Source organism: Marinoscillum sp. MHG1-6 (genome assembly GCF_024714475.1).
In the GTDB taxonomy this organism is placed as follows: domain Bacteria; phylum Bacteroidota; class Bacteroidia; order Cytophagales; family Cyclobacteriaceae; genus JAMZMI01.
The window spans coordinates 318,899-345,361 of record NZ_JAMZMI010000004.1 but is presented as its reverse complement, the minus strand read 5'-3'; the positions used below and the strand labels follow the sequence as shown (position 1 = coordinate 345,361).

General features: G+C 40.7%; 25 protein-coding genes. 12 read left to right on the top strand and 13 right to left on the bottom strand.

The window, feature by feature from the left end; translation table 11 throughout:
• The 3 genes from NXR94_RS11465 to NXR94_RS11455 form a co-directional block, all read right to left on the bottom strand.
• Positions 1-318, bottom strand: a complete 318-nt coding sequence (locus NXR94_RS11465; protein WP_258104770.1) for a DNA-directed RNA polymerase subunit omega — start codon at positions 316-318, stop codon at positions 1-3.
• A 17-nt stretch (positions 319-335) separates the two neighbouring features.
• A complete protein-coding gene (locus NXR94_RS11460; protein WP_258104769.1) occupies positions 336-1,151 on the bottom strand; it encodes an outer membrane protein assembly factor BamD in 816 nt (271 codons plus the stop codon).
• Between the two features lie 61 nt (positions 1,152-1,212).
• On the bottom strand, positions 1,213-2,928 hold the full coding sequence (locus NXR94_RS11455; protein ID WP_258104768.1) for an OstA-like protein: 1,716 nt from the start codon (positions 2,926-2,928) through the stop codon (positions 1,213-1,215).
• Between the two features lie 44 nt (positions 2,929-2,972).
• On the opposite strand from NXR94_RS11455, the gene tilS reads away from it, so the two are divergent.
• The 5 genes from tilS (at position 2,973) to NXR94_RS11430 (ending at position 8,457) form a co-directional block, all read left to right on the top strand.
• Positions 2,973-4,307: a tRNA lysidine(34) synthetase TilS gene (tilS, locus tag NXR94_RS11450; protein WP_258104767.1), complete on the top strand. Its 1,335-nt coding sequence runs from the start codon at positions 2,973-2,975 to the stop codon at positions 4,305-4,307.
• A complete protein-coding gene (locus tag NXR94_RS11445) occupies positions 4,291-4,806 on the top strand; it encodes a cyclic nucleotide-binding domain-containing protein (RefSeq protein ID WP_258104766.1) in 516 nt (171 codons plus the stop codon). The genes tilS and NXR94_RS11445 overlap by 17 nt, the downstream gene beginning before the upstream one ends.
• A gap of 161 nt (positions 4,807-4,967) precedes the next feature.
• Positions 4,968-5,906: a malate dehydrogenase gene (gene mdh / locus NXR94_RS11440; protein ID WP_258104765.1), complete on the top strand. Its 939-nt coding sequence runs from the start codon at positions 4,968-4,970 to the stop codon at positions 5,904-5,906.
• Positions 5,907-5,997: 91 nt separating this feature from the next.
• Positions 5,998-8,100 carry a polyphosphate kinase 1 gene (gene ppk1 / locus NXR94_RS11435; RefSeq protein WP_258104764.1) on the top strand — a complete coding sequence of 701 codons (2,103 nt, stop codon included), beginning with the start codon at positions 5,998-6,000 and terminating at the stop codon, positions 8,098-8,100.
• 210 nt (positions 8,101-8,310) lie between these two features.
• Positions 8,311-8,457: a hypothetical protein gene (locus NXR94_RS11430; RefSeq protein WP_258104763.1), complete on the top strand. Its 147-nt coding sequence runs from the start codon at positions 8,311-8,313 to the stop codon at positions 8,455-8,457.
• Between the two features lie 4 nt (positions 8,458-8,461).
• Here the strand turns inward: NXR94_RS11430 and NXR94_RS11425 are convergent, their stop codons facing one another.
• The 4 genes from NXR94_RS11425 to NXR94_RS11410 all read right to left on the bottom strand — a co-directional run bounded on the left by NXR94_RS11425 (position 8,462) and on the right by NXR94_RS11410 (position 10,230).
• On the bottom strand, positions 8,462-8,995 hold the full coding sequence (locus tag NXR94_RS11425) for an inorganic diphosphatase (RefSeq protein WP_258104762.1): 534 nt from the start codon (positions 8,993-8,995) through the stop codon (positions 8,462-8,464).
• Positions 8,996-9,064: 69 nt separating this feature from the next.
• Entirely contained in the window at positions 9,065-9,379 is a 315-nt protein-coding gene (gene trxA / locus NXR94_RS11420; protein WP_258104761.1) for a thioredoxin, read from the bottom strand.
• 45 nt (positions 9,380-9,424) lie between these two features.
• Positions 9,425-9,772 (bottom strand): hypothetical protein, encoded by a 348-nt coding sequence (locus tag NXR94_RS11415; RefSeq protein ID WP_258104760.1) that lies wholly within the window; start codon positions 9,770-9,772, stop codon positions 9,425-9,427.
• Between the two features lie 74 nt (positions 9,773-9,846).
• Positions 9,847-10,230, bottom strand: coding sequence for a gamma-glutamylcyclotransferase (locus NXR94_RS11410; protein WP_258104759.1), 384 nt, complete (start codon positions 10,228-10,230; stop codon positions 9,847-9,849).
• A 325-nt stretch (positions 10,231-10,555) separates the two neighbouring features.
• Between NXR94_RS11410 and NXR94_RS11405 the strand changes: the two genes are divergently transcribed.
• The 5 genes from NXR94_RS11405 to NXR94_RS11385 all read left to right on the top strand — a co-directional run bounded on the left by NXR94_RS11405 (position 10,556) and on the right by NXR94_RS11385 (position 17,984).
• On the top strand, positions 10,556-11,512 hold the full coding sequence (locus tag NXR94_RS11405; RefSeq protein WP_258104758.1) for an ROK family protein: 957 nt from the start codon (positions 10,556-10,558) through the stop codon (positions 11,510-11,512).
• A gap of 127 nt (positions 11,513-11,639) precedes the next feature.
• Positions 11,640-13,742: a carboxy terminal-processing peptidase gene (locus tag NXR94_RS11400; RefSeq protein WP_258104757.1), complete on the top strand. Its 2,103-nt coding sequence runs from the start codon at positions 11,640-11,642 to the stop codon at positions 13,740-13,742.
• 173 nt (positions 13,743-13,915) lie between these two features.
• Positions 13,916-15,892 (top strand): OPT family oligopeptide transporter, encoded by a 1,977-nt coding sequence (locus tag NXR94_RS11395; RefSeq protein ID WP_258104756.1) that lies wholly within the window; start codon positions 13,916-13,918, stop codon positions 15,890-15,892.
• A gap of 1 nt (position 15,893) precedes the next feature.
• Positions 15,894-17,393: a sodium-dependent transporter gene (locus NXR94_RS11390; protein ID WP_258104755.1), complete on the top strand. Its 1,500-nt coding sequence runs from the start codon at positions 15,894-15,896 to the stop codon at positions 17,391-17,393.
• A gap of 120 nt (positions 17,394-17,513) precedes the next feature.
• Positions 17,514-17,984, top strand: coding sequence for a nucleoside triphosphate pyrophosphohydrolase family protein (locus NXR94_RS11385; protein ID WP_258104754.1), 471 nt, complete (start codon positions 17,514-17,516; stop codon positions 17,982-17,984).
• A 268-nt stretch (positions 17,985-18,252) separates the two neighbouring features.
• Here the strand turns inward: NXR94_RS11385 and NXR94_RS11380 are convergent, their stop codons facing one another.
• Complete coding sequence (locus tag NXR94_RS11380) at positions 18,253-18,717, bottom strand: hypothetical protein (protein ID WP_258104753.1); 465 nt, start codon at positions 18,715-18,717, stop codon at positions 18,253-18,255.
• A gap of 114 nt (positions 18,718-18,831) precedes the next feature.
• On the opposite strand from NXR94_RS11380, the gene ffh reads away from it, so the two are divergent.
• Positions 18,832-20,151 (top strand): signal recognition particle protein, encoded by a 1,320-nt coding sequence (gene ffh, locus NXR94_RS11375; protein WP_258104752.1) that lies wholly within the window; start codon positions 18,832-18,834, stop codon positions 20,149-20,151.
• Positions 20,152-20,232: 81 nt separating this feature from the next.
• On the opposite strand, the gene NXR94_RS11370 is transcribed toward ffh, so the two are convergent.
• Both NXR94_RS11370 and NXR94_RS11365 read right to left on the bottom strand, forming a co-directional pair.
• The gene (locus NXR94_RS11370) at positions 20,233-21,210 is read right to left on the bottom strand and encodes a pyruvate dehydrogenase complex E1 component subunit beta (RefSeq protein WP_258104751.1); all 978 of its coding nucleotides are present in this window, start codon (positions 21,208-21,210) and stop codon (positions 20,233-20,235) included.
• Positions 21,211-21,310: 100 nt separating this feature from the next.
• The gene (locus tag NXR94_RS11365) at positions 21,311-23,092 is read right to left on the bottom strand and encodes a lipopolysaccharide assembly protein LapB (RefSeq protein WP_258104750.1); all 1,782 of its coding nucleotides are present in this window, start codon (positions 23,090-23,092) and stop codon (positions 21,311-21,313) included.
• Between the two features lie 172 nt (positions 23,093-23,264).
• Between NXR94_RS11365 and NXR94_RS17185 the strand changes: the two genes are divergently transcribed.
• A complete protein-coding gene (locus NXR94_RS17185) occupies positions 23,265-23,474 on the top strand; it encodes a PspC domain-containing protein (protein ID WP_258104749.1) in 210 nt (69 codons plus the stop codon).
• On the opposite strand, the gene NXR94_RS11355 is transcribed toward NXR94_RS17185, so the two are convergent.
• Genes NXR94_RS11355 through NXR94_RS11345 form a run of 3 tightly spaced genes read right to left on the bottom strand, consistent with a single transcriptional unit; the run spans position 23,458 to position 26,423 of the window.
• Complete coding sequence (locus NXR94_RS11355) at positions 23,458-24,456, bottom strand: glycosyltransferase family 2 protein (RefSeq protein WP_258104748.1); 999 nt, start codon at positions 24,454-24,456, stop codon at positions 23,458-23,460. The genes NXR94_RS17185 and NXR94_RS11355 overlap by 17 nt on opposite strands.
• A complete protein-coding gene (locus NXR94_RS11350; protein ID WP_258104747.1) occupies positions 24,457-24,789 on the bottom strand; it encodes a YbaB/EbfC family nucleoid-associated protein in 333 nt (110 codons plus the stop codon). It abuts the gene before it with no gap.
• Positions 24,790-24,800: 11 nt separating this feature from the next.
• Complete coding sequence (locus NXR94_RS11345) at positions 24,801-26,423, bottom strand: gliding motility-associated C-terminal domain-containing protein (RefSeq protein ID WP_258104746.1); 1,623 nt, start codon at positions 26,421-26,423, stop codon at positions 24,801-24,803.
• Positions 26,424-26,463 lie beyond the last annotated feature (40 nt).

Here is a 26,463-nt window from a genome sequence, read left to right as displayed (position 1 = left end):
TTATGATTCCAGCTCTTCCAGGTCTGGTCTTCTGAATGAAAGCTTGCCATCAAGAAACTCATCAATTGCTACAGTAGATGGTTTAGGCATTCTTTCATAGAACTTAGAGATCTCGATCTGCTCTCTATTTTCAAAAATTTCCTCAAGGTTATCAACAGAAGATGCGAACTCAGCAAGCTTGCTATTCAATTCTTCCTTTTGTTGTGCGCTGATTTGTCTTGCTCTTTTTCCAATAACAACGATAGATTCATATACGTTGCCTGATGGATCAGCTATTTTTTGATTATCCCTTGTGATGATAGATGCGTTACTAGCCATTTATCTTTTTGGTTATCTTATGAATTTTGATCTGCAAATCTACGCAATTCTTTGATGCTATCCTCATAATATTTCTCGGCATCTTGCAGGTATTTGCTATTTGGATACCTATCCACGAAGTTTTCGTACTTATTGATCGTATCCTGGAATCTTTCTTCTTGCTTAGAACGAATACTGACCTTCGCAAGTTCATATATACTTTCAATTGCTAAAAAGGATATTTCCTCCTGGTATTTCGAATCAGGATAGTCCAAACGGAAGTTATCAAAGGCTACAATGGCGGATTTGTAATTTCTGAGCTTATGATAAAGCTTAGCATTGTCGTAGGCCTTTTTTTCCAGTTTTATCTGCAAGTCCTGAACCTGCGCATCCGCTTGTTCCGAATATTCAGAGTAAGGGTATTTATTCAAAAATCCCTGTAAAGCTGCTAAAGCCTCATAAGTACTGGTCTGATCAAGGCTCGGGGCAGGGGATTGAAGGTATAATGAGTTGGCATACATATAGGCTGCCTCCATTACATATTCGCTTCGACCATAAACCCTGGTGAATTGTTTGAACTGGTGAGCACTCAAAATATATTGACGCTGATAAAAATAGGTATAGGCGAAAAGGAAATTGGCCTTTTCTGCTTCTTCAGTACCTCGGATGATAGGGAGGATTTCTTCGAAAAGAATCCCGGCTCGATAATAATCCTCCTCTTCGTAGTATTTCAAAGCAGCCTCGTACTTCAATTTCCAATCACCGCTTTTTTGAATTTTCCTGAACTTAGAACACGAGGCAATAAGTATCATTAACAAAAGCAGTGGAAATAATCTGATTATCTTCTTGTGCATTGAATCGGTAATTGTCCGCAAACTTAACCCTTTTGATTTCTTAAACCGAAAAGCCCCAAAATCATTGTATGCCGCTTTTGTAATTTTTAACATCTCCTTCTGTCTGTTCTTTTAGTCTGGGAACTTGCTTGGGCTTTTCAAAAGGCTGTATGGCCGGTTCTTCATTGATTGGAGTGTTCTCTACAGGGGCATTCTCTTCAGGTGCGATCACCTCTTCTATAGTTGCTTCAATGATTTCAGGAGTTGTTTTTGGTTCGACATAAGTACTGTCATAATAGAAGACGACATCATATATCTCCGGTTTTTCTTCAATGCGCCATTGAAAGCCTTCGAGACGCTGGATTTGAGGAGTGAGTTCATGAGGCGGAATGAAATTGGCTTCAGGATTTACATATACTTTAAACATGACCAATTTCTCATCTCTGAAATTTAATTCCATATGACTACAAAAGACCTTGTTCATCCCTCTTAGAACAGAGTCTCCTTCCTCCAGACTGTAATAGAGCATTTCGCCATTCCCATTGACCTTCATTTTCTCAATCTTACTCTTGACGAAATAGGCTATCTGATTTCGCCCCTTGATTTGATTGTAGTTCTTGAGCGTATCTTCTGATATCAAAAAGGCATTGGTATTAATAAGCATTTGATCCAGGTTTTCGTTTTTGATCAGCAGCTTAATAGTATCTCCCTCACTTTGATTCTTATTATTCCACATGACAGGTTCATGATAAAAAACCAGAAGAGAATCCTTTTTGAAATAGGCCATGGAGTCAGATATTCCTGAAAGGCCCTTTTTGTAAAGTCTTACATCATGAAATGCGAGGATCCGCTTCAATGAATCGAATTCACTTTCCAGCGCCATCAAAGTGTCAGCCGCAAGAAAAAGGGTATCATTATCGATTGGCTTTTTCATCAAAGGGTTCCCATAGACCTTGCTTATCCCTGCCTCCTTATCATAGTACCCTTCATCACCAATGATGATCACGCTGTCTTCCTTTGAGGTGAGTACGACATGTCCAATCGCCTTGTAGTATTTATTGGCCTCATCAAAATAGAGCTGGTCGCCTTCCATATAATATTCAGGTGTTTCAATGGCTCCTTGTTTGAATTCAGATTCATCTGTTTTTGTTCGAAACTCTCCCTTTTGAGCGTTTAGTACACTGCTGTCCGGCTTGACAATTTTGGTTGGCCCAAAGGTGTAGGCGATTTTGGATTGAGTCTGATATCTTAAAGTGTCTGTGTATAGATCGTAATCAGGAGCATCCAAAAAGACGTTTTTCCAGAAAATGGCATAATCCTGAATGGAGTAGAAGTAGCCGATTTTACTGGTTAAGGTATTTGTTGAATCAATCAGCTTTCCTTTATTGAAATAATGAGCTATTTCATTATCCATATCATAATCCAGGAAATCTGTATATAAAGTGTGTTCTTCATTGCGATAGATCACATTTTTCCTGAGATAGGCAATCCTCGTGTCTCCATTATAGGTAAGTCGCTCGGAGGTGATGGTTGTTTCTTTATCTACAATTCGTATGTGACCGTAGGCCTCCATGATATTGGTGTCCTTATAATAATAGGAACTGTCACAATACACGGTCGTGTTTTCTTGAGTAAAGATCACATTTCGATTGAGCTTTCTTACCTTTTCATTATCAATTTTTATAAGTTCAAGCTCATCGGCTTTATACCTGATCTTGTCGTTTTTCTTCTGAGAATAGCCGATGGACGTTGTGGCGAAAACGATGAGCGGAATAATGTAATATTGTAACTTGAACATGGGTTCGCAAAGCTAATCATTCAGACGATAGTCATTACTTAGTTATGGTTGAGTCATTGTTAAAATTTATTACCAAAGAGAATCTTTTTAGTCAGGAAGATGAACTACTGCTTGCGGTTAGTGGTGGCATTGACTCTATGGTTATGGCTCAACTATTCTTAAACGCGGGGATTCCATTTTCGATTGCCCATGTGAATTACAATCTTCGAGGCGATGATTCGGTCAGAGATCGTGACTTTGTAGTTGACTGGGCGAAAGCCCATGATGTCATGGTCTATGTAAAAGAGGTAGATGCCGATGCTTATGACACAAATGAATCTATCCAAATGGTCGCCAGGAAGATTCGTTATGAATTTTTCGAATCTCTAATGGCCGATCACGGATATACCAGGCTGGCAACTGCTCACCATCTTAATGACTCCATTGAGACGGTCTTGCTCAACTTAATAAAAGGGACTGGTCCAAAAGGGTTTCGAGGTATTCCTGTTAAGAATGGTTACATCATTCGTCCGCTTATGTTTGCCAATCGTGACCAAATTAAGAAGTACGCCGAGCAGTATAATGTGGAGTGGCGCGAAGACTCCTCCAATTCAAAGGTAGACTATCAGCGAAATCATATTCGCCATAATGTGAGCCCTGTTCTCAAAGAAATCAACCCTTCAATACTCGAGACTTTTCAGGATACGCTTGTCAGAATGGAAGGAGCAATTGAGTTGTTAGAATCAACTGCCATGGATATAAGGGCTTCTCATATGAAAATGGATAATGGTTATGAAGAGCTCGGAACCAATTGGGTAAGTAATGATAAAAAATCACTTTTAATTCTTTCTGAAATTCTTTCTGATTACCAGATGAATTTCAGGCAAATACAGGATTTATATAGTTGTGTACTCGATGGTCAATCGGGGAAGATGTTTTCCTCTCAGACCCATTCACTCAACGTAGATAGAGAAAAACTGATAATCAAGCCTTTGGCAAGTGAGTTGAGTGATGTGGAAGTTTTGGTGTATGAAGGGGAAAGCATAGTTCGTTTTGCAAATGCGGTATTGCAATTTAGGAATGTTGAAATGGTGGAAAAGTTGGATCAGGGGAGTGGTGTTGCCTTGTTGGATGCGAATAAGATAGAATGGCCTTTGAAACTTCGCAATTGGAAAAAAGGGGACAAATTTGTTCCATTGGGAATGAAGGGTAAAAAAATGGTAAGTGATTATATGATTGACAGTAAAATTCCCGTATCATTGAAAAAGGACGTTTTGGTTGTTGAGTCTAATGGCGCGATTGTTTGGCTGGTTGGTCATAGAATTGATGATCGTTTCAAAGTTGGGGAAGCCACCAAAAGCGTTTTGAAAATTATCTCTACTGATGCTGAAGTATTTTAAGAAAACCTACTCGGATGAAGACAAAAGGCTCTATCGGTTTTTAAGAAAGAATCGTTTGATGTCTGAATTGTCCAATGAGGAACTGGCTAAGCTTCAGCCCTATATCTACGTTCGCAGCTACAATGAGAATGAAGTGGTTTACTTTTCCAATGACCCCAGTCACGCACTTTATATCGTTAAAAAGGGCGTTGTCTCGCTGAATCTTGAAATTGGAGGTGAATTTGAAAAGCTGCTGATTTTGAGAAATGGAAGTGTTTTTGGAGAGAATGCTATTTTGTCCAAAGCCAAAAGAAGAAATTCTGCCATTGTTCTGGGGGAGGGCACTGAGCTTTATGTGATACCCTCGTCAAATATATTTGAGGTCATGGAGCACCATCCATCTATTCAGGCAAAGATGATGACCGGTTACGCCCAGCTTTGCGATGAGTTTACCGCCAAACTATTTGATGCCTACAAGAGTAATCGAGGCTTCTTTGAATTAAATACCGTGTATAGCTGACATACTTCAGCTATTTTGACTTTGCTATTCCTTATTTGGGTGCTAATTTAGCGGCCCGAAATAGAAATTATACTCCATAGATAAATAGGTTGAACGTGTCCATTCTTATTTAGGTGGTCATTCTCTTGTTTTATCAGGAATAACCCTAAACAAACATAATAATGAAAGTTACTGTAGTAGGCGCGGGAGCAGTGGGCGCCAGTTGTGCAGAATACATTGCTATCAAAGACTTTGCTTCGGAAGTTGTACTTATCGACATTAAAGAAGGCTTTGCGGAAGGTAAGGCTATGGATTTGATGCAAACTGCATCTTTGAACAGCTTCGATACGAAGATCACTGGTACAACTAATGACTACTCGAAAACGGCGGGAAGTGATATTGCGGTGATTACTTCGGGTATTCCAAGAAAGCCAGGTATGACTAGAGAAGAATTGATCTCTACGAATGCGGGTATCGTTAAAAGTGTATCAGAAAACCTGATCAAGCATTCTCCTGATGTGATCATCATTGTGGTTTCCAATCCAATGGATACTATGACTTATTTGGCTCACAAAGCAACTGGTCTTCCTAAAAACAGAATCATTGGAATGGGTGGAGCGTTGGATTCTGCTCGTTTCAAATACAGATTAGCGGAAGCTTTGGAGTGCCCTCAGTCGGATGTAGATGGCATGGTTATCGGAGCGCACAGCGATACAGGCATGATTCCATTGACTCGTCTTGCAACCAGAAACAGTGTTCCTGTTTCTAAGTTCTTGAGTGATGACAAGCTTACTTATGTCAAGGAAGAAACTAAAGTTGGAGGTGCAACTTTGACTAAGTTGTTAGGTACTTCTGCATGGTACGCTCCGGGAGCTGCCGTATCTGCAATGGTTCAGGCAATCGCTTGTGATACTAAGAAGATGTTCCCATGCTCCGCATTCTTGAGTGGTGAGTACGGGCAGAGTGACATTGCTTTAGGTGTTCCTGTGATTATAGGTAAAGGTGGTATTGAGCAGATTGTTGAGATCGAACTTGATAGCGCTGAGCAAGAGAACTTCAAAACGAGCGCGGATGCTGTTCGTAAGATGAATGATGTACTTACTGAGATGAGTGTGATCTAAATTCACTTTTTTATATAAAAGATTAAGCCGCTCATCGAGCGGCTTTTTTTTTCATTTTATATATTGCTCCTTGATATTTAAGAGCCGTAAGATGATCGAAAAATATAATCAGCAGATATTTCAAAGTGAACTGATCAGCAGGGATTTAAGTTGGTTGCACTTTAACCACCGAGTGCTGGATCAGAGCGAAAAGGAGGGTAGGAGTATCGTTGATAAGCTGAAATTTTTGGCGATCACCTCATCTAATGCGGATGAGTTCTTTATGATTCGGGTAGGAAGTCTTTACAATTACCTTGATTATGGTAAGGAGCGCATTGACTATTGCGGTTTAAGATCTATTCCCTTCAAGATGAAGCTGCTTGGAGATTACCAGGCATTTGCGGCACTTCAAAATAAAATTTTCACTGAAAAACTTAAGCCGGAATTTGCTCAAAACGGGTTCCTGGTTCAGGGATTGGAGGAGTTGGAAAAAAGGGAGAAAGATAAGGTGACTCACTATTTCGAGAAGATCGTTTTCCCGATGCTCACTCCAATGGTATATGACAGTTACCATACCTTTCCGATTCTGGTTAACAATGTTCTGATTTTCGGAGTGGTAACGAAGAGCCTGGACAACAAGGATAAAAAGAAGATGTCTTTTATCCAGATACCACAGAACCTGCCTCGCTTTTATGAGCTTGACCGTAAGGGGAAAACCATATTCGTTCCCATTGAAGAAATAATCAGGGAGCATTTAGGGGATCTGTTCAAGAATGTAAAGATTGTTTCGTCTACACTGTTCAGAGTGACAAGAAATGGGGATTTTACGCTCGAAGAGTCTGAGGATGATGAGGCTAATTTTATCGAGGAGGTAAAGAAGAAACTTAAAACGCGTAAGACCGGAAGGGTTGTACGTTTGGAAATTGAATCGGATCATGACAAATGGCTCTTACGCCAGCTGATGAGCAAATATGACATCAGTCCTGAGAATGTGATCAAAATACCAATGGAAGCGTTGATGGACTATACTGGGCTTTGGCAAATGGTTGGTCACGAAGATCTAAGGCATCTTTTACCTGACAGACAGGCTCCGGTTCCTCCAATTAGTATGTCGGAGTACGAGGATCAGAATATGTTCAAAATCCTGAAGGATCGGGACATACTGTTACATCATCCGTACAATACCATCGATCCATTGCTGGACCTTTTGGATCAGGCAGCTGAGGACCCAAATGTTTTGTCAATCAAGCTGACCATCTATCGACTGGCGAAAAATTCCCGCGTGGTCAATGCCCTGCTCAATGCTGCTGAAAACGGAAAGCACGTGTCAGTTTTGTTTGAAGTAAAAGCACGCTTTGACGAAGAGAATAACCTAAAGGAAGCTCAAAAGCTTCAAAAAGCTGGATGCTTTGTTATTTATGGGGTTGGTTCACTTAAGACGCACACGAAATTATTGCTGATTGTGAGGAGAGAGCGGGATAAGGTGACCAGGTTTGTTCATATGTCAAGTGGAAACTACAATGAGGACACCTCGAAGCTTTATACTGACATAAGTTTACTCAGCTCTGATGAAGGTTATGCCAATGATGTACAGGAGTTCTTCAATGTAATTACCGGGCACTCGGTTCCCGATAAATATACTTACCTGCTTACCGCACCGAGAGATATGCGGGACAAACTAATTGATCTCATAAAAAATGAGGAAGAAAATGCGAAGCAAGGTTTACCTTCGGGTGTAGTTATTAAGATGAATTCCCTTCAGGATAAGGATACGATTATGGCGATGTATTCTGCTTCTCAGGCAGGTGTTCCGATCAAGCTTATTGTTAGGGGAATATGTTCTATTAGACCAGGAAGGGCTGGGCTAAGTGAAAATATTGAGGTAAGGTCTATCGTAGGAGATTATCTTGAGCACTCGAGGATCTACTATTTCCACAACAATGGGAAACCCCTGGTTTACTCAGGAAGTGCGGATATGATGGTGCGTAGTTTTGAGCGGAGACTTGAGTCATTGTTTTTGATCAATGATCAATTATTGAAGCAGCAAGCAATCAATATTTTGGCTTATAACCTTAAAGACAATGTAAATACCTATGTGCTGAACGAGGATGGCTCTTTTACTCCATACCAGCCAGAGGATCAAAAAAGGTTTAATATTCACAAAGAATTCTATAAGGTTAAGCGTGAGATTGTAATGAACGCCAAACTTTTCTGATCATAAACCTGAAATAGGCTTCATTAATCTAATTAAGGCGTCATGGAATATGATCATCTGTATGTGTTGCTCTTTGTGGCCTTTGTGGTTCTTCCAGCTTTTTTTTGGATCAGAGTAAAGTATCTCCATAAACGAAGGGACTCTGTTAAGGCTGTTTGTCAAAAATGTGGCTTTATCAACCGACTTCCCCAGATACAAAACTTTCACTGCATGAAATGCAAAGAACTCAATGTTTACCGGGATGAGAGTGGAAACCTCTTAACTTCAGAATTCTACAACTGCGAGGCGTGTAATCATGAAGTGCCCGAAGGAATTATCACCTGTACGTATTGTGGCAAACAGAGAAGGGTGTCCTGAAAAGTTATTTTGAAAACTTCTTTTGATAGTCGGCCATGGCTTTTTCAACAATAGCCACAGCTGTGTTTCGATCCTGAAAATCCTCGATAACAACCGTTTTGTTTTCAAGCTTTTTATAGTCTTCAAAGAAGTTCTGGAGCTCCTTTACAAAATGTTGTGCAAGGTCAGACGTGTCATTTAGGTGATTTACACTCATATCGCCAGTGGCAACAGCGATGATTTTATCATCTTTTTCACCCTGATCCAACATTTGCATTACGCCGATAACCTTGGCTGGAACTATACAAAGAGGCTGAACTTCAATCTGAGTAAGGATGAGAATGTCCAATGGGTCACCATCATCACAATAAGTACGCGGGATGAATCCATAGTTAGCAGGGTAGTGCATGGAAGAGTAGATCACTCGATCCAAAATAAGCATACCAGATTCTTTATCCAGCTCGTACTTAGCCCTGGTGTTTTTTGGGATTTCAATAATACCATTGACCTCTTCAGGTGCATTGTCTCCGATCCTAAGATCATGCCATGGATTCATCATTTGCGAGTTGTTAAATACTACTGCAAACTAAACAAATCAGAGTGAACGAAATCGTTTGATCAAATGATATTATTGCAAAATTTCTTTACCGATCGCCTTTTTTACTGCGGAGGTGATTTCTGGTGATTGCGCAACACCGGTTTTTCTCCATAACACCTTGCCGTTTTTGAATAGAATTATGGTAGGGATACTTCTAACACCATACTTAAGCGCGGCTTTCTGGTTTTTATCCACATCCACTTTTAGGATATGTATTTTTTCTCCCATTTTAGATTTAACCTGATTCAGGATGGGAGGCATCATCTTGCATGGTCCACACCAATCGGCTGAAAAGTCTACCAGTGTGGGCTTGTTCTGGTTAATCAGTTCATTAAAATTAGACATTTACTAAGGGCTTATGTTGTTTTATTAAACGATGAATCAATTTATCTAGTTGAGTATTTCCCAATCTAAAAGATAAGAAGCGGTTCCTCTTTTTTCTGCAGGTTTCATGTTGGCCTGAAACCTGCCGGATGTTTCACTTCCAATAATTAGCTCAAAGGTTCCTATGAGATCGTTTTTTGATAAGAAATCATAGTTCCATACTTCAATGATTAGTGGCTTTTTGGGGTCTTCGTGTTTCAGTGTAATCTCCAGCTTTTTAATATCTCCGGAATTGACCAATTTGAAGAAGCCCATGGGCCAAATTTTATTCTCGTTATACTTTAAATAGATCTCATCAGAATCCGTTTCATCGTTTAGGTGACAATGAAGCGTATGAAGTTTAACATTGCTCATAGGGGTGATGTCTCAGGTTCAGTACCGTGATAAGTAATATACCTAAAAATGATTGAAATTAAACGTACAGGTTATCAGAAATCTCCTGAAAAAATCCGCTTTAAAGGCGATAGGGGCTTTTCATATTCATATACCCAGCATTGAATAGTTTTTCCCTTTACTATTACGGGCCGCTTTACCCTCCTGTATTCCGGAAATTTTTTGATCAAAGGCCAGGCCATTTCATAAGCATCCATACGATTAAGGAAAAAGGGATTATTCACCTCATAAACATCTCCTATTACTTTGTTAGAGGATTTTGGGTCATACTTGACCCCGGGATAATGAGCAACCCGATAGAGCTTTCCCTGGTAAATACCTACTCCAACGTACTTTATGGGCATGGGCGGAACTCCGTAAATTGGGTTCGAACTATACTTTCGTTTCAGTAAACCGTAAGCGAATAAGTATTCCTTCATATACTGTAATCAATAAGATTATGACCGCGATTTAGGTGTCGCCAAATGGAGCCGAATTCCTTGTAAATTATACTTTAACCCCTCAAAATGCCTAATAGTTAAACCATAGCAATCCCATATTGAAAATTAAGAAAGAATAACTGGATTGTAAGTTATGACTGTTATTTACTACTGGGGGAGATAATTATAGTTTTATGGAGCCAGCATTTTTTGCTTACCAAAATATCAATTCGTGCGGTGCGGTATGTAAATGATATGTATTCCCTTTTTCTTGTTTGTAAGAAACCGCACTTTCATATCTTTGGCGAATTGAAAAGATTGATTTATGAGTAAGAAATTAGCTGTTGGAATTGACATTGGAGGCACTCTCACCAAAGTAGGGTTAGTAGACAGGGAGGGAGAGCTGTTTGTCCATGAAGATTTTAGCACCGTAAAGTATGAAGATTTTGGAGAGTACCTCGATCACCTCCAGAAATTGGTTCAGGAACTTAGAGGAAAACTTGATTTTGAACATGAAATTGTTGGGTATGGAGTAGGAGCTCCTAATGCCAACTATTACAGAGGTACAATTGAGTACGCCGCCAACTTGAAGTGGAAAGGAGTAGTGCCATTTTCTGAGGAGTTCGGGAAGCGATTTGATCACCCCGTTTATATCACTAATGACGCAAGTGCTGCGGCCATTGGAGAGATGATCTACGGTAACGCTCAGAACATGAAAGATTTCATGGTCATTACCCTGGGTACCGGACTTGGTAGTGGTATAGTCTGTAATGGTAAACTCGTATATGGTTTTGATTCTCAAGCCGGGGAGTTGGGGCATGTGGTTATTGATCCAAATGGACGAATGACAGGACTGGGCCGTAGAGGCGGACTGGAAGCCTATGTGTCATCAACGGGAATCAAAAGAACAGTTTTTCACCTCTTGTCTGATTCATTGGAAGATAGTGTTTTGAGAAACTATTCATATAACAATCTGCACGGAGAAACTATCACCAAAGCAGCTGAAGACGGTGATCCTATTGCTATCAAAGCTTTCGAGATGACGGGGAGAATTCTTGGAGAGCAACTGGCAAACTTCACAACATTTTCGCACCCTGAAGCTTTTTTCCTTCTCGGAGGATTGGCTAAGGCAGGTGAATGGATTTTTGAGCCTACAAGACGACATCTTGAGGGAAACCTTCTTCCATTTTATAAAGGAAAAGTAAAATTACTGCCTTCCGGAATGCTTAAAAAGAACGCTGCCATACTTGGTGCTGCTGCTTTGGTATGGGATCATGAATGATTTTATTCCGGTTTTTAATAACTTTTAACATCTCATTGCCGTGATAATCTGGCAATAAGCTGTGTTAATTAAAAGACGGCATGTTACTTGCAAGTTTATACCAGTGAAGAATTAAAAGGTCAACATTATGAGAGATGTGAGGAGATATATATTAGGGATAGTTTTATTTCTTGGTCTTGTAACAAGTTCATTTGCGCAGGTAGATTCCCTTCAGGAATTAGCGCCTAAGCCGGAGCACGCCATAGAAACGAAGGTGATCGTAGGGCTATTGAATAACTATCATTACAACAAGGTGTTTATTGATGACTCGTTGTCAAACACCATATTCAATAACTACTTTTCATCCCTTGATCCTAATAAGTCATACTTTCTTGCTAATGATGTGGCCTATTTTGAGAAATACAAAGATGACCTAGATGATGCGATTCTGGATGGGGATGTGGAATTTGGCTTTCAGGTATTCACTTTATATCGTGAGCGGGCCTTACAGCGCATAGCTCATGTGTATACCTTACTTGAAAATGAGTTCGATTACTCTGAGGATGAATATTTGGTAGCGGACCGATCAAAAATGCCGTGGCCTGAAACCACCGAAGAGCTCAATGAGATATGGAGGAAGATCATAAAGAATCAGGCGCTTAGTTATAAGCTGGCAGGTAAAGAATGGGATGATATATGTACGTCCCTAACCAAACGGTACAATCGAATTGAAAAGGCGTTGATACAATATAACAGTGAGGATGTGTATCAGGCCTATATGAATGCGTTTACAAGTGCATATGATCCCCATACAGATTTCTTCTCGCCTATAGATCGGGATAATTTTAAGATTGAAATGTCCAAATCACTGGAGGGTATTGGGGCGCGATTAACGCAGCAGTTGGATTATACGGTGATAGCTGATGTGATACCAGGAGGGCCTGCATACAAAAGCAAGTTTCTACAGAAGGATGATAAGATCGTGGGTGTGGCTCAGGGAGATGACGGGGAATATGAAGATGTAATAGGCTGGCGACTGGATGATGTGGTTCAAAAGATCAGAGGTCCGAAAGGAACTGTGGTGAGATTGCAAATTTTGAAAGCAAACCAGGAAATGGGTACTCTTCCGGATACCTTAAGGTTGGTGAGAGACAAGATTAAGTTGGAGGAATCTTCAGCCAAAGCTGAAATTATTCCAATAACAGAAGGTAATAAAGTTTACAAATTGGGAGTTATAACCGTCCCCAGTTTTTACATCGATTTTGATGAAAGGAGTAAAGGTGTTCCGGACTACAAGAGTACCACCAGAGATGTAAAGAAGTTGATCACTGACCTGCAGGCGGATGGCATTGATGGCCTGATGATAGATCTTAGATATAATGGAGGAGGGTCACTTGATGAAGCAATTACTTTAACAGGGTTGTTTATTCCTGATGGTCCGGTTGTTCAGGTTAAGAACCCACTTGAAATGGTTGATGTACATGAGGATGAGGACGATGGGGTGTTTTATGATGGTCCGTTGGCCGTATTGATTAACCGCTACAGTGCATCAGCCTCCGAGATTTTTTCAGGTGCTATCCAGGACTATAAACGAGGAATCGTTCTCGGGGAAAACTCCTTTGGGAAAGGTACGGTTCAGAACCTGATAGGATTAGAGCGTTCAGTAGCTAATGAGCTGAAAAGGGAAGTCCTGAGCAAGAATTTTTCAAAAGATGAAGTGGATGAGCTGGTAAGAATGAGGTCGGAGGTGCTCTCAGGTGATTTGCCGGTAGGACAGCTAAAGTTGACGCTGGCTAAATTTTATCGAGTGACTGGTAGCAGCACACAGAGACTTGGAGTGGCTCCTGATATAGCGTTTCCTTCACCTTATGATGGGGAAGAGTTTGGAGAGGGTAGTAGACCGAACGCCTTGCCATGGGATGAGATTAAGACATCAAGATTTTACAGCACAAATAAAGTGACTGATGAGATGATCGAGAAGCTTAGTAAAATCTATCAGAAGCATTTGTCGGATGATAAGGACCTTATTGATCTCCTCAATGAGGTTAACAAGATAAAAAGGATGAATGCGGACAACCAGATATCGCTAAATTTCGATACTCGCAAGAATCAGGACGGTACAGATGATTTGGCGACTTCAATTGATGCGGATGAAGTCGTTACAGAAGATGAAACGGAGGAAAAGCTCTCGGATGATCCGTATTTGAAGGAAGGATTAAGGCTACTAGCAGAATTATCAAGAAAGATTTAAACCATACCGCTTGAGAGTCTATGCTGCCATCAATATAATATGCAGTAAATCAATAGAACAAAGTGGTATTTGTCTTTATCTTCAAGGTTTTAAAAGGTGACTTAAGGTCACCTTTTTTGTTTCAAGAAGAACTAATTTTTACTAGATTTTAATTTCATTAACCTGGTATTGTTATGTCCCAACCCCACATCTCTCCCGAAACGCGTCTTACAGAACTTACTTTTAAATCTATTCTCATTGGTGCCTCGCTCTCAATAATTCTGGGAGCGGCTAATGCATACTTTGGTTTATTTTCCGGATTAACTGTCTCTGCATCAATTCCTGCAGCGGTTATTTCAATGGCTATTCTTAAACTTTTCAAGAACTCGAATATTCTTGAAAACAATCTTGTTCAAACTGCAGCGTCTGCCGGTGAGTCTCTTGCTGCCGGCGTGATCTTTACGATACCGGCACTGGTGATCATGGGGTATTGGCAGGAGTTTAATTATTTCGAAACGACCATAATATCCATTTGTGGAGGAGTCCTTGGAGTTTTATTTACTGTTCCATTGCGAAGTGCTTTGATTGTCAAGGAGAAATTAATGTTTCCGGAAGGGGTTGCAACCGCCGAGGTACTGAAGTCAGGAGAGAAGGGGGGTAAATCCGTGAAGTTCTTAATCTACGGTAGTTTGATTGGAGCCATATTCAAGTTTGGAGCGGAAGCAATGGGATTGTGGCATGGTATATTTGAAAGGGCGACTGTCATAAGGGACAAGGCCTATTTGTACTTCAGTTTAAACCTGTCTCCGGCTCTGGTGGCAGTAGGCTATATTGTTGGTCTTAATATAGCGACCCTTGTCTTTATGGGAGGAGTGATCACCTGGTGGATTGCCATACCAACTTATGTTGGTATGAATGGGTTTGGAAATGTAGCAGCTGAATTGGTCGCACTTGGAAAATTTGATGATGTAAGTCAGGTTTCTCCTGAAGCTTTGGGAGGAGCTCTTTGGAGTGCTAAGATGCGATTTTTAGGAGTGGGTTCTATGGTTGTAGGGGGGCTGTGGGCATTAGTTAATTTGAGGTCCGCATTAGGTGCGGCGTTCAAATCCGGAGTAGAGGCCTTCAAGAAAGGGGCTGCAAGGACAGAAGAAATTTTACGAACTGAACTGGATACCCCTATGTCATGGGTATTTATAGGTATAGGTGTGATGATCGTTCCCGTCTTCTTTATTTATATCACTATTATTAAGGACATTCCTATTACGCTGTTTATGGCTCTGATGATGGTCGTTGCAGGCTTCCTGTTTTCGGCTGTGGCCGGATACATGGCAGGACTGGTAGGCAGTTCAAACAACCCTATCTCAGGAGTGACGATCGCAACCATTCTCACCACCGCAATTCTTTTATTGCTTTTGATGGGGTCGTCAGATCCTGCAAAAGGTGCGGCTGGAGCTATTCTCGTCGGAGGTGTGGTTTGTTGTGCAGCGGCAATTGCCGGGGATAACATGCAGGACCTCAAGGCAGGACACGTGTTGGGTGCAACTCCGAGAAACCAGCAAATCATGCAGATGATCGGAGTGGTTGCAGGAGCGTTGTTGATCGCTCCAGTTTTGAATCTATTGCTGCACTCTAAAGGGATAGGAAGCCCAACGCCGGAATTTCCTAATCCTTTGACCGCGCCTCAGGCGACATTAATGATGAGTGTGGCCACTGGTATTTTCGGTGGGGAACTTCCCTGGACTATTATTATCATCGGCGGATGCATTGGGGTGTTGATAATTATATCTGACCTGTATTTAAAGAAGATCAATTCTGATTTCCGAATGCCGGTTTTGGCTGTGGCAGTTGGACTATATCTTCCATTTGAATTGGATTCATCAATATTTATTGGAGGGGTGATTGCCTACCTGGTGGATAGAAGTTTCAAAAGCAATCAAGTGTCTGATGCTGTGAAAGACAAGGCGCAAAACGCTGGGCTTCTTGTAGCTTCCGGTCTGATCACAGGTGAAGCTTTAATGGGGATACTCATTGCATTGCTGGTTACTTTAGGTTTAGATCTTCATGTTGGACATATTGGAATGGGAGGAAGCTTTTTGGGGCTATTCTTACTTGCACTTATTTTGATATACCTGTATACTACCATCATATCAGTAAGTAAAAAGAAAGGTTGATATGTCGGAAAGGCAGGAATTTAGTAGCAGATGGGGGATCATTCTGGCTTCGTTGGGGATGGCCATCGGTGCGGGTAACTTATGGCGTTTTCCAAGACTAGCCGGTCAATATGGAGGGACATTTATCTTATTGTGGATATTGTTCTTACTTGTCTGGTCCATTCCATTGTTACTGGCCGAGTTCTCTATTGGGAAGAAATATAAGAGTGGAGTAATTGGATCTTATGGCCAATTAGCAGGAAGTAAGTTAACCTGGATGGGTTTCTTTATTACGGTCTGCACTTTGGGTATTGCATTCTATTACTCCGTTGTTACCGCGTGGTCCCTCGAATACCTCGGCATTTCTCTTATCAATTTATATGATAGTGTTATTCATGGTTTTACCCTGAGTGAAAAACTGGAAAGCAACCCTGTCTACCTACAAGACCAGTGGGATCAAATTTCCAATGGCAATTGGCTTACTGTGGGTACCTACATTGTGGTTATAATTATTGGTCTTTTTGTAATTGGGAAAGGGATAAAGAATGGTTTAGAAAAGGCTAACAGGGTACTTATTCCCGGGCTTTTTGTGCTTTTGATCATTATAGGGTTTTCGGCCTTGTTAATGGACAATGGTGTTAGTGGCCTGGAATATATGTTTTCTATCAATGTAGACCATTTTAGCAATCCTACTGTGTGGATTGAGGCACTGTCGCAGTCCGCATGGTCCACCGGGGCGGGTTGGGGCTTAATGATGACTATATCGTCTCACTCAAGAGATAAGGAGGACGTCACTCTTAATACGTTCATTGGGGCGTTTGGAAATAATACTGCTTCTTTGATTTCAGGAATAGCCATTTTGCCTGCTGTATTTGCACTTGCAGCAAGTGAATCAGAAGCTATTGCGCATCTTCAGTCAGGAAGCCAGGCTTTGACTTTCACGATTATTCCAAAGCTCTTTGCGAATGTTCCTGGAGGCTATTTCATGTCTGTGTTTTTCTTCCTTGCATTGTCATTGGCCGCATTCAGTTCGTTTCTCCCCATGATTGAGCTTTTTAAGTCGAACCTTGAACGTGCAGGAGTACCTCAAGAAGCCAATAAGTGGATTCTTTTTGTAGCGTTCGTGGCTATTGGTTTCCCATCCGCTTTTTCATTAGACTTCTTTTCCAATCAGGATTGGGTCTGGGGAGTTGGTCTTATCTTGAGTGGTTTGTTTATTGGCTTTGCGACGGTAAGATACGGTGCTAATAAATTCAAAAAGGAACTTATCGATCTGGACTCTGATATGCGGGTTCCGAATGCCTATTTTCGTTATTCCCTGATATTTAATCTATTTATTGGGGTGTTCTTGATTTATTGGTGGATGTCGCAGGGATACAGCGCTTTCCCGTGGTTTGATGCAAGCGGGAACTGGAATTGGAGGGATGTCTATAGCAATGCTTCGATCGTTACGCAGTGGGGAGCTGTGATATTGGTGGGTTTGATACTCAATAGATACCTATTCAGAACATTTTGTAAATAATTGCTATGACAACGGTAACTGTGCTCAGTATGATATTTATTCTCGGACTTGTTGTTGGGGGATTTTTATACTTTTTATTTTTGGCGATCAGAAAAGAAAAACAAAATTCTTCAAAGTAATATGGACAAAATAGACGCACTCAATCAGGTAGCTGAATTTCACAAAACTTTCAAACACCCAATTCTGGAATCGCCTAGTATACCATCTGAAAGCAGGTGCGATTTACGTGTGTCATTAATCAGGGAGGAGTTGAAGGAACTGGAACAAGCGATTAAGGATAAGGACCTTGTAGAGATTGCAGATGCACTATGCGATATTCAATACGTCTTGTCAGGAGCTGTCCTGGAATTTGGTTTGGGAGAGAAGTTTGTTGAGCTGTTCAATGAAGTACAGCGTTCAAACATGAGTAAGGCATGTGATACCGAAGAAGAAGCAAAGAATACAGTGGCTCATTATGTTTCGAATAAAGAAACGGATGCCTACTATAAAAAAGAGGATGGTAAATTCCTGGTTTACCGGAAGGGAGATCATAAAACACTCAAATCGGTGAATTATTCACCAGCAGATATAAAAGGGATTCTTGATAAGTAATTACCCTTATTTCAGTAAGAAAGCTAAGCTCTGGATTGAGTTCGCGCTCCATTCAACTAAATCCGGAGTGGCTGTTTCTTCAGGCCAACCAAAAAAGGTGAGGAGTAGTGCATATATGAAACTTAACAGAATTGTGCGGGTGATTTTGTTTCGATTCATTACGGTAGACGGTGTTTGTATTAGATTTTGAACAAAATAAACTAATTGTTACCATCTATTCAATGAAACGAGTAAATATTGTTATGAAATACCTTAAATATGGTATTTATTATAGAATCTTCACAAGGTAAATATTGTTCGGTTCGTCGTTTTCGTCATAATTGACCAGAATATTGTTCTGGAGCATCCAGTAGGATTCCTCATTGATTGAAAAAGAATCTTCATAATCGAGATATAACCTCCCGCGATTATCAATTTTCCAATTGGATGACTCTTTTTCCGTTTCCCCAAATGCCTCCACGGTTACTGTTAAATCTCCTCCTTTTTCAAATTCAAAAAATACATTGACGTTGTCGAGTAGTCCTCCCACCAGACCGGAAATAGAAGAAAGTAAGAGTGATCCAACCAGCTGCTCATCGTCTTTCAGTTCCTCCTTTGCTTCATCAAAGGCCTCATCAATGTCAATAATCAGTTTCCAATCCCCTGCTAATTGACCTGGTTTGACTTTTTCCTGGGCGTAGTTGAAGTGGGAAAGCAATAGGGCCAGTGTGGAAAGAATAAAAAGGCGTTTCATATTTTATTATTATGTAATACAAGGTACTTCGTATATCATAATACTGAAATATTCATTTGCAGGTTGCGAAACCGATCAATTATTTATTTTTGCAACTGGAAAAGAGGAAAGAATATGTTTGACAGTTTAAGTGTAAAGCTTGATCAGGCTTTTAAGACACTCAAGGGACAAGGACGAATATCTGAAATCAACGTAGCAACTACTGTTAAGGAGATTCGTAGGGCGTTGATCGATGCCGATGTTAACTATAAAGTAGCCAAGGATGTAACAGATAAGATTAAAGCTGAAGCACTCGGTAGAGATGTTTTAATTGCTGTTTCTCCTGGTCAATTGCTTACAAAAATTGTAGCAGAGGAGTTAACTGTTTTAATGGGAGAAAGGAACGTTCCGATTAATCTGGAAGGTTCTCCGAATACGATTCTAATATCTGGTCTACAAGGTTCTGGTAAGACAACTTTCTCCGGGAAACTTGCCAGTCTTCTTAAGAAACAGGGGAAAACTGTTCTTTTGGCTGCATGTGATGTTTACCGACCTGCTGCGATTGATCAGCTTAAGGTATTGGGTGAGCAGATAGGAGTGGAGGTTTATACGGAAGTGGATGAGAAGGATCCTATCAAAATTGCCAAAAATGCAGTTAAGTATGCGAAAGAAAATGGAAAGAAGTCACTTATCATAGATACCGCCGGTCGTCTTGCCGTTGACGAGGCGATGATGAATGAGATAGAGGCGATAAAGAGGGAGGTTAAGCCTTCAGAGACCTTGTTCGTAGTTGACTCAATGACTGGTCAGGATGCGGTAAATACTGCGAAGACCTTCAACGAACGTCTGAACTTCGACGGGGTGGTCCTTACCAAGCTAGATGGTGATACTCGTGGTGGAGCGGCGCTTTCGATTAGGAATGAAGTACAAAAACCGATCAAATTCATCAGTACCGGTGAAAAGATGGATGCCATTGATCTTTTTCATCCGGATAGGATGGCTAATCGAATCCTTGGCATGGGTGACGTTGTTTCCCTGGTAGAAAAGGCGCAACAAACTTTTGATGAGGAAGAGGCTAGAAGGATCAATAAGAAGATTAAGAAAAATCAGTTTGGTTTTGATGACTTCTTATCTCAGATGGAGCAGATCAAGAAGATGGGAAACATGAAGGATCTTTTAGGTATGATTCCCGGAGTAGGTAAGGCCATTAAGGATGTAGATATAGATGATGACTCATTGAAACCAATAGAGGCTATTATTAAATCTATGACACCGACTGAAAGGGAAAACCCGGATCTCATTAATGGTTCCAGAAGACAAAGGATCGCAAAGGGTAGTGGTACTTCTGTCAATCAGGTGAATCAGCTGTTAAAGCAATTCCAGCAGATGCGTAAAATGATGAAAACGATGAACAAAATGGGAGGAGCGAAGGCGCTTTCCGGATTGTTGAAATAATAACTTTTGCTTTCCGGGGCAAGAAAAAAGCCTCGATTCTAAAGAATCGAGGCTTTTTTTATGTTGTATTCCGAGCCTTAATTACCTATAGCAAACGGCGTTGATTGCTTCAATAGTTCTTTTAACGCTTGGAAGGATTTCTTCAATAAGTGTAGGAGCGTATGGTAAAGGAAGGTCCTTACTTGTGATCCTGTGAACAGGGGCATCAAGATAATCGAACGCATTGCGTTGGATATGATGGCTAAGTTCACTTGAGATAGAGGCTAATGGCCATGCCTCTTCCACGATTACCAGCCTGTTTGTTTTCTTAACAGAATTAACAATGGTAGCGTAATCAATAGGTCTTACTGTTTTTAGGTCTATCACTTCAACGTTTACACCTTCTTTAGCCATTTCCTCTGCAGCTTCGTTGGCAACCTTCATCATTTTACCAAAAGAAACCAGTGTGGCATCATTTCCTTCCTTAACAACCTCGGCTTGCCCGATCGGGATCAGGTATTCTTCTTCAGGAACAGCACCTTTATCTCCATACATCAATTCAGATTCCATGAAGATCACAGGATCATTATCCCTGATGGAAGATTTAAGCAATCCTTTCGCATCATATGGATTGGAAGGGACAACTACCTTAAGTCCGGGAGTGTTTGCGAACCAATTTTCAAAGTTTTGAGAGTGCTGCGAGCTAAGCTGTCCTGCGTTACCTGTAGGACCTCTGAATACAATAGGAACCTGAATTTGTCCACCTGACATGGACATCATCTTAGCGGCACTGTTGATTACCTGATCAATAGCAACCAAAGAAAAGTTGAAAGTCATGAACTCAATGATTGGTCTTAGACCGTTCATTGCCGCACCAACACCAAGTCCGGCAAACCCTAACTCAGCAATTGGAGTATCAATAACTCGTTTAGCACCGAATTCTTCAAGCATGCCCTGGCTCACTTTGTAAGCACCATTATATTCTGCTACTTCTTCTCCCATAAGAAACACTTTTTCATCTCTGCGCATTTCTTCATTCATCGCTTCTCTGAGTGCTTCTCTAAATTGTATTTCTCGCATTTCTTATTTTGATTTTTAGCTGCGCTAAATTAATTCATAAAGGGCTATAAATGAAAAAAGCCTCCCATAATTGGAAGGCTTTTCATTAATGTTATTTCAATTATTTCAATGCTTCCGCCACAGCGTTAGCATATTTGTTGAATTCCAAATCGTTTAAAGCTTTGTCTTTCAAAGAAGGATCAGCTTCAACAGCAGCTTTAAGGTTGCTAACCACATCATTAGTGTTGTTCAATCTAGCAGCAGTTATAGCTCTTAGATAAGCAGCCTCAGCCATCAATTCGTCACCAGTAACTTTGCTAAGCTGACCTTTTGCTTCTTCAGCATCACCGTTAAGAAGAGAAGCTAAACCGTAGTCAAAGCTTACAACATCACTTGGTGTAGCCGAAGCGAAAGAAGCTTTTGCTTCTTCATAGTCACCTTGCATTAACTGAACTGAACCTTTCATTCCTTTAACATTACCTTTTGTGGTGTTGGAAGGAGAGGCACCTTCAGCAGCGATAGCAGACTCTAGAGACTGATCATAGGCACCTTGAAGCATGTAAGCAGCAGCCATGTTCGCGTGAACTTCAGCAGCGTTACCATTTTTGTTTTTAGCAATCTCAAGTTGAGTAAGAGCAGATTCGATCATTGCCTTGTCACCAGCTTTAGCTTTCTCAAGGTAAACTGCAGCAAGATTGTTGTGAGCAGCCCAAGAACCAGATTTCTTAGTAGCAGCTTTGTAGATCGCTTCTTTCTCATCAAGAGAAGGAGTCAAAGTAGCAGAGAATAGTAGCTCTTCATCGCTAAGCACGTCTGCCTCAGCTTTTCCTTCAACAATTTGTTTCGCTAATACAGCGATTTCAGCATTTGATTTTTTCTCTTTTACAGTTAAGATTTCAGTCTGAGCTGTTCTTAAGCCTGGGTAGATTTCATCAAGAATAGTGCTGTAATAAGAAAGTTCACCAATTGCTTTCGCTTTGTCTTCGAAAGAACCAGTACCATTTATGATGTTGGTTACTTTACCCTTTTGCTCTTCATCAAGACCTTCGAAATCAGCTAGAGCTGCTTTGAATGAGTTCCAGTTTTGAACTACAGGCTTCAGGATGAACTTGATAGAATCAGACATTCCTTTGTAGTCATACTTTCTCATCTGCTTTCTGTAGAAATCTTCGATAGTCTGAGCTCTATCTTCAGCAAGGTTGCTGTTGATAGTTTCAGGACCTTCAGGTGAGTGAGTACCAGTAATAGTAACAGTTCTGGTTACGTTCTTTTCTGCGATAAAAGCTGAAAGGTTGCTACTCTTAGTTTTGTTGTTTTCACCATCTACCTTGAAGTAAGGATTCAATCTTGAAATACCTTGTTCGAAGTAGAAATCAACTTTAGTAGGAATTAGCTCTTCCTGCTCATTATAGCCATGATCTGCATAAGACGAGTAAATAACAGGTTTAGCAAAGGTCGCAGTCATAACAAGACCAGTTGCTACTTGCATTCTTGGAGAAGTTTTAGATTTTCCGCTCTCCGGATCGGAAGCAATACCTTCTACAAAAAGTTCGCCCGGGTTCATTCCCGATTGATAAGGTATTGAGAAACTTGCACTTTTTCTAGAAGTAGATGAACTGCTGTTAGGGAAGTCTTCGGCTTTGAACTCGATAGACCCGCCTGCTACTTCTTGATCACCATAGACGTAATAGGTGTTGACGGTATAGGTTTTGCCAGTAGGCAACATTTTAGGAGGTAAAACCACAGACATCTCGTACGGAATCTCGCCTCCGTGAAGCTCAAGCGGATTAGGACTTACCTGTAAGTCCTGATCTTTTGCTAGCTTGATCATCTTGCTCAAAGTACAGCCGGAAAATACAACTGCTCCCGCAAGTATAGCCGTCGCCAGGTTAAGTTTTCTCATGTGGATCATTTTTAAATTTTCTTTGTTAATAATAATGGTGTAATTCCTATTATTTAATCGCAATAATACGGAAAAATAAACTTTATACTAAATGCATCCAAAACAAACTGGATGTGGTTTTATTATATTTGTTCCATCGAAAATCAATAGATTCTGTATAAATTCATAAAAGATGCAGGATTTTTTAGAAAAATATGCTTTTGGGGTCTGTACTCGGTTAGGTGAAAAGTTTAGAATACCTACCTCAAATATCCGTTTATTGTTCATTTACGGCTCTTTTTTGACCTTTGGGTCCCCCGTTATCATCTATCTGGGGCTGGCATTTATCATGAATTTCAGGAAACTGCTGAGAAGAAGAAACAATGCTATTTGGTACTACTGAAGCTTGAAAAAGTTTTTCTTTTTCTTATATAAAATTCTTCCAGAAGCCGGATTTGAGATGGGATTCTTTTCGTAACTGACCTTTTTCTTAAAATTCTTCGACTGTTTTTTATCACGTAGGCATGAGATCGAATCACTGCCATAAAGTGCTTTGATCCCTGATCAGACCACATTTTAAGGGCAGCCAAAAAATCTAAAATGACTCTCAACGGATAAATCCACAGCAGTGTTGGCCAGGGTAAGTTCTTAATAAGCATGGCCATATTATTTCTGAAATTAAGATAGGTCTTATTAGGGCTTGTCTTATTGAGTGTCCCACCACCAACATGGAATACTTTGGATTGTGGAAGATACCCTGAAAGAAATCCACGATTCATCATTCGCCAGCAGAGATCAATTTCTTCCATGTGGGCAAAGAAGTCGGTATCAAAACCGCCTAATTCGTGAAATACCTTTGAGCGAATCAAAAAGCATGCGCCCGAACACCAATGAATATCCAGAAAGGAATCGTACTGACCACTGTCATGTTCAATAACATCAAAAACTCTACCCCGACAATAGGGGTAACCCCACTGGTCTATAAAGCCACCAGCAGCCCCGGCGTATTCAAAATATTCCTTGTTGTTGTAGTCGAGTAACTTGGGTTGGACAGCAGCATAGTCAGGATGGTCATCCAGGTATTCGACGAGTGGTTCCAGCCAATTCGGTGTTACCTCAACATCTGAGTTAAGAAGAAGGTAATATTCTGCCTCAACCTGTTTCAGACATTCATTATATCCTCCTGCATACCCATAATTTTCAGGGAGTATAATGATACGTACTCCTGGGAATTGGTTTTTCAGTACATCGAGAGAATGGTCTGTTGAGCAATTATCTGCAACAATGATTTCTGCCTCGGGAGTATGCTGGATGACTGAGGGGAGGAATTCCTTTAAATAGTCTGTTCCATTATAATTGAGTATTACAACCGCAACTTTTGACATTTACATCATATTGTTGAGGTCGAACCCTGGAATGTTCGGCATCATGCCATCGGTAGCTGACCTAAGATGTTCTTTGGCTTTGATTTCTGCCGTCTGAATTGCTTTATTGGTTGCTGCGATGATCAGGTCTTTCATCATATCACTATCGTCCTGATTGATAATGGATGGGTCTATCTGCAAATCGATAAGTTCTTTTTGTCCGTTTACGGTAGCCTTAACCATGCCCGCTCCGGATTCGCCTTCTGCCGTAATATCTTTCAAGCCCTCCTGAGCAATCCTCATTTTTTCCTGGACTTCCTTCAACTTGCCCATCATTTTCATCATATCAAACATATCGCAATGATTTAATCTCTTAAAAGAACAAAAGTACCAACTTGAGATTTCATATCCCCACCGGGAGTTTTAAAACGAATTTTATAACGGTAAGTTCCCTGCGGAACCTTTCCCTGTTTTGTATATCCATCCCATCCAAGAGTGAGTTGGTCTGAGGAATAAATCATTTCTCCCCACCGGTTATAAATATCAAAGGAGCCTTCTTCTGAGGGTAGACCAAAGAACTCTAGGCGATCGTTGAGGCCATCACCATTATAGGGAGTGAAGGCCTTCGGAACATAGACGGAGTAATATTGATGAGCAAGTAATGCATTGGAATAAATATCGACATGGTCTTCATAAGAGTATTTCAAGCGAATGTATTGGTATTCGCCAAGGACCGGATTTAACGTAAATGGATTTGTATAAGTACTTTCAAGGAGTTGGGAACTGTCCTGGCTGTAAAGCACAACATATTTACTGGGTTGATCATCATTCAAAACATTGACAGGAGCTGTCGCATTTAAAGTCACCTGATTGGTCTCACGGTCAAAAGCCCTGAAACTGATTTTAGGCGGCGCAAGAATTGTTTGACTTGTACTGTCACATGAATCATCTGTGAAGCTTACCCGGTAGGAGTAAGTAGGCGAGCCAGAAACATTATCAATAAAATTTGCCCCGGTTGCCTGACTCAAGTAGGTGAAATTTTGATTGTTAGCAGATCGCTCGATATCTAGCGGATAGGAATCATTAAGTCCGAAATGGAGCAGAATATTTGCACCGGAATACGTGGCATAGGCTCCCTGTAACCTGGGCAACATTTGGTAATCGATGAAAAAGCAGTAGGGATCACTTGTAACTGAATTTCCATTACAAATGTCTGTGACTTTTACATAAAGGCACTTTTGTGTATCGCCATTTAATTCTACACCACTAATACTGGTAATGTCTGATAAAGTACCCTCATATAACCAGATGCCACTCGAGGGATTTGCTTCAAACCCTATTGAGTAAAAGAAATTGGATGTGTTCGAAAATCCAATATTGAGCGTGTAGCTATCATCACAACTTCTGTAAAGAGAAGTTCCTGTTATCTGTGGTGTGAAGAGGCTATTGGGGATGGTAAATGATTTTTCCGTAGTGCCACAATTGCCATTAAATGAGTTATTCAGAAACCCTTTGACCGTGATGTTGGCGTTAGCGTCCGGAAACGAATATCCGGGGTTTGGGTCTGAACCTTGTACATCAATTGAATCCAGTGAACCAAAATAGACCCTGTAGCTGTCATAGAAGGTGTCTGTTATTTCCACCTCCACCTCATTAGATGAGCAGAAGTAAACAACAAATTCAGGAGCCGGTGGATCAATGACCGTAAACGTAAGTGTATCTGTTTTTGGAGTTACATCTTCGCCCAAAAGTTGGATGATCTGATAAGTTCCGGGTTCAGTAAATGTATAGGAAGTGTCAGCTATGTCAGGTTGGCCTTCCTCATAAAAAAAAGAAGTAGGCTGACTTGGAGGGGTGTATTCTGTGACTCGTACGGTTGCAGGTGCACATCCCTGGGGAAATTCAATGGAAAACCTATTCAGCTTGCTGAAATGTTGTGCTTTCAGGCAAATGGGTAGTAGCATTAAAAGGAATAGGCCTTTCTTCAAAATAGTGATGTTTTTTATCACAACGAAAAAAGTAGCGAGT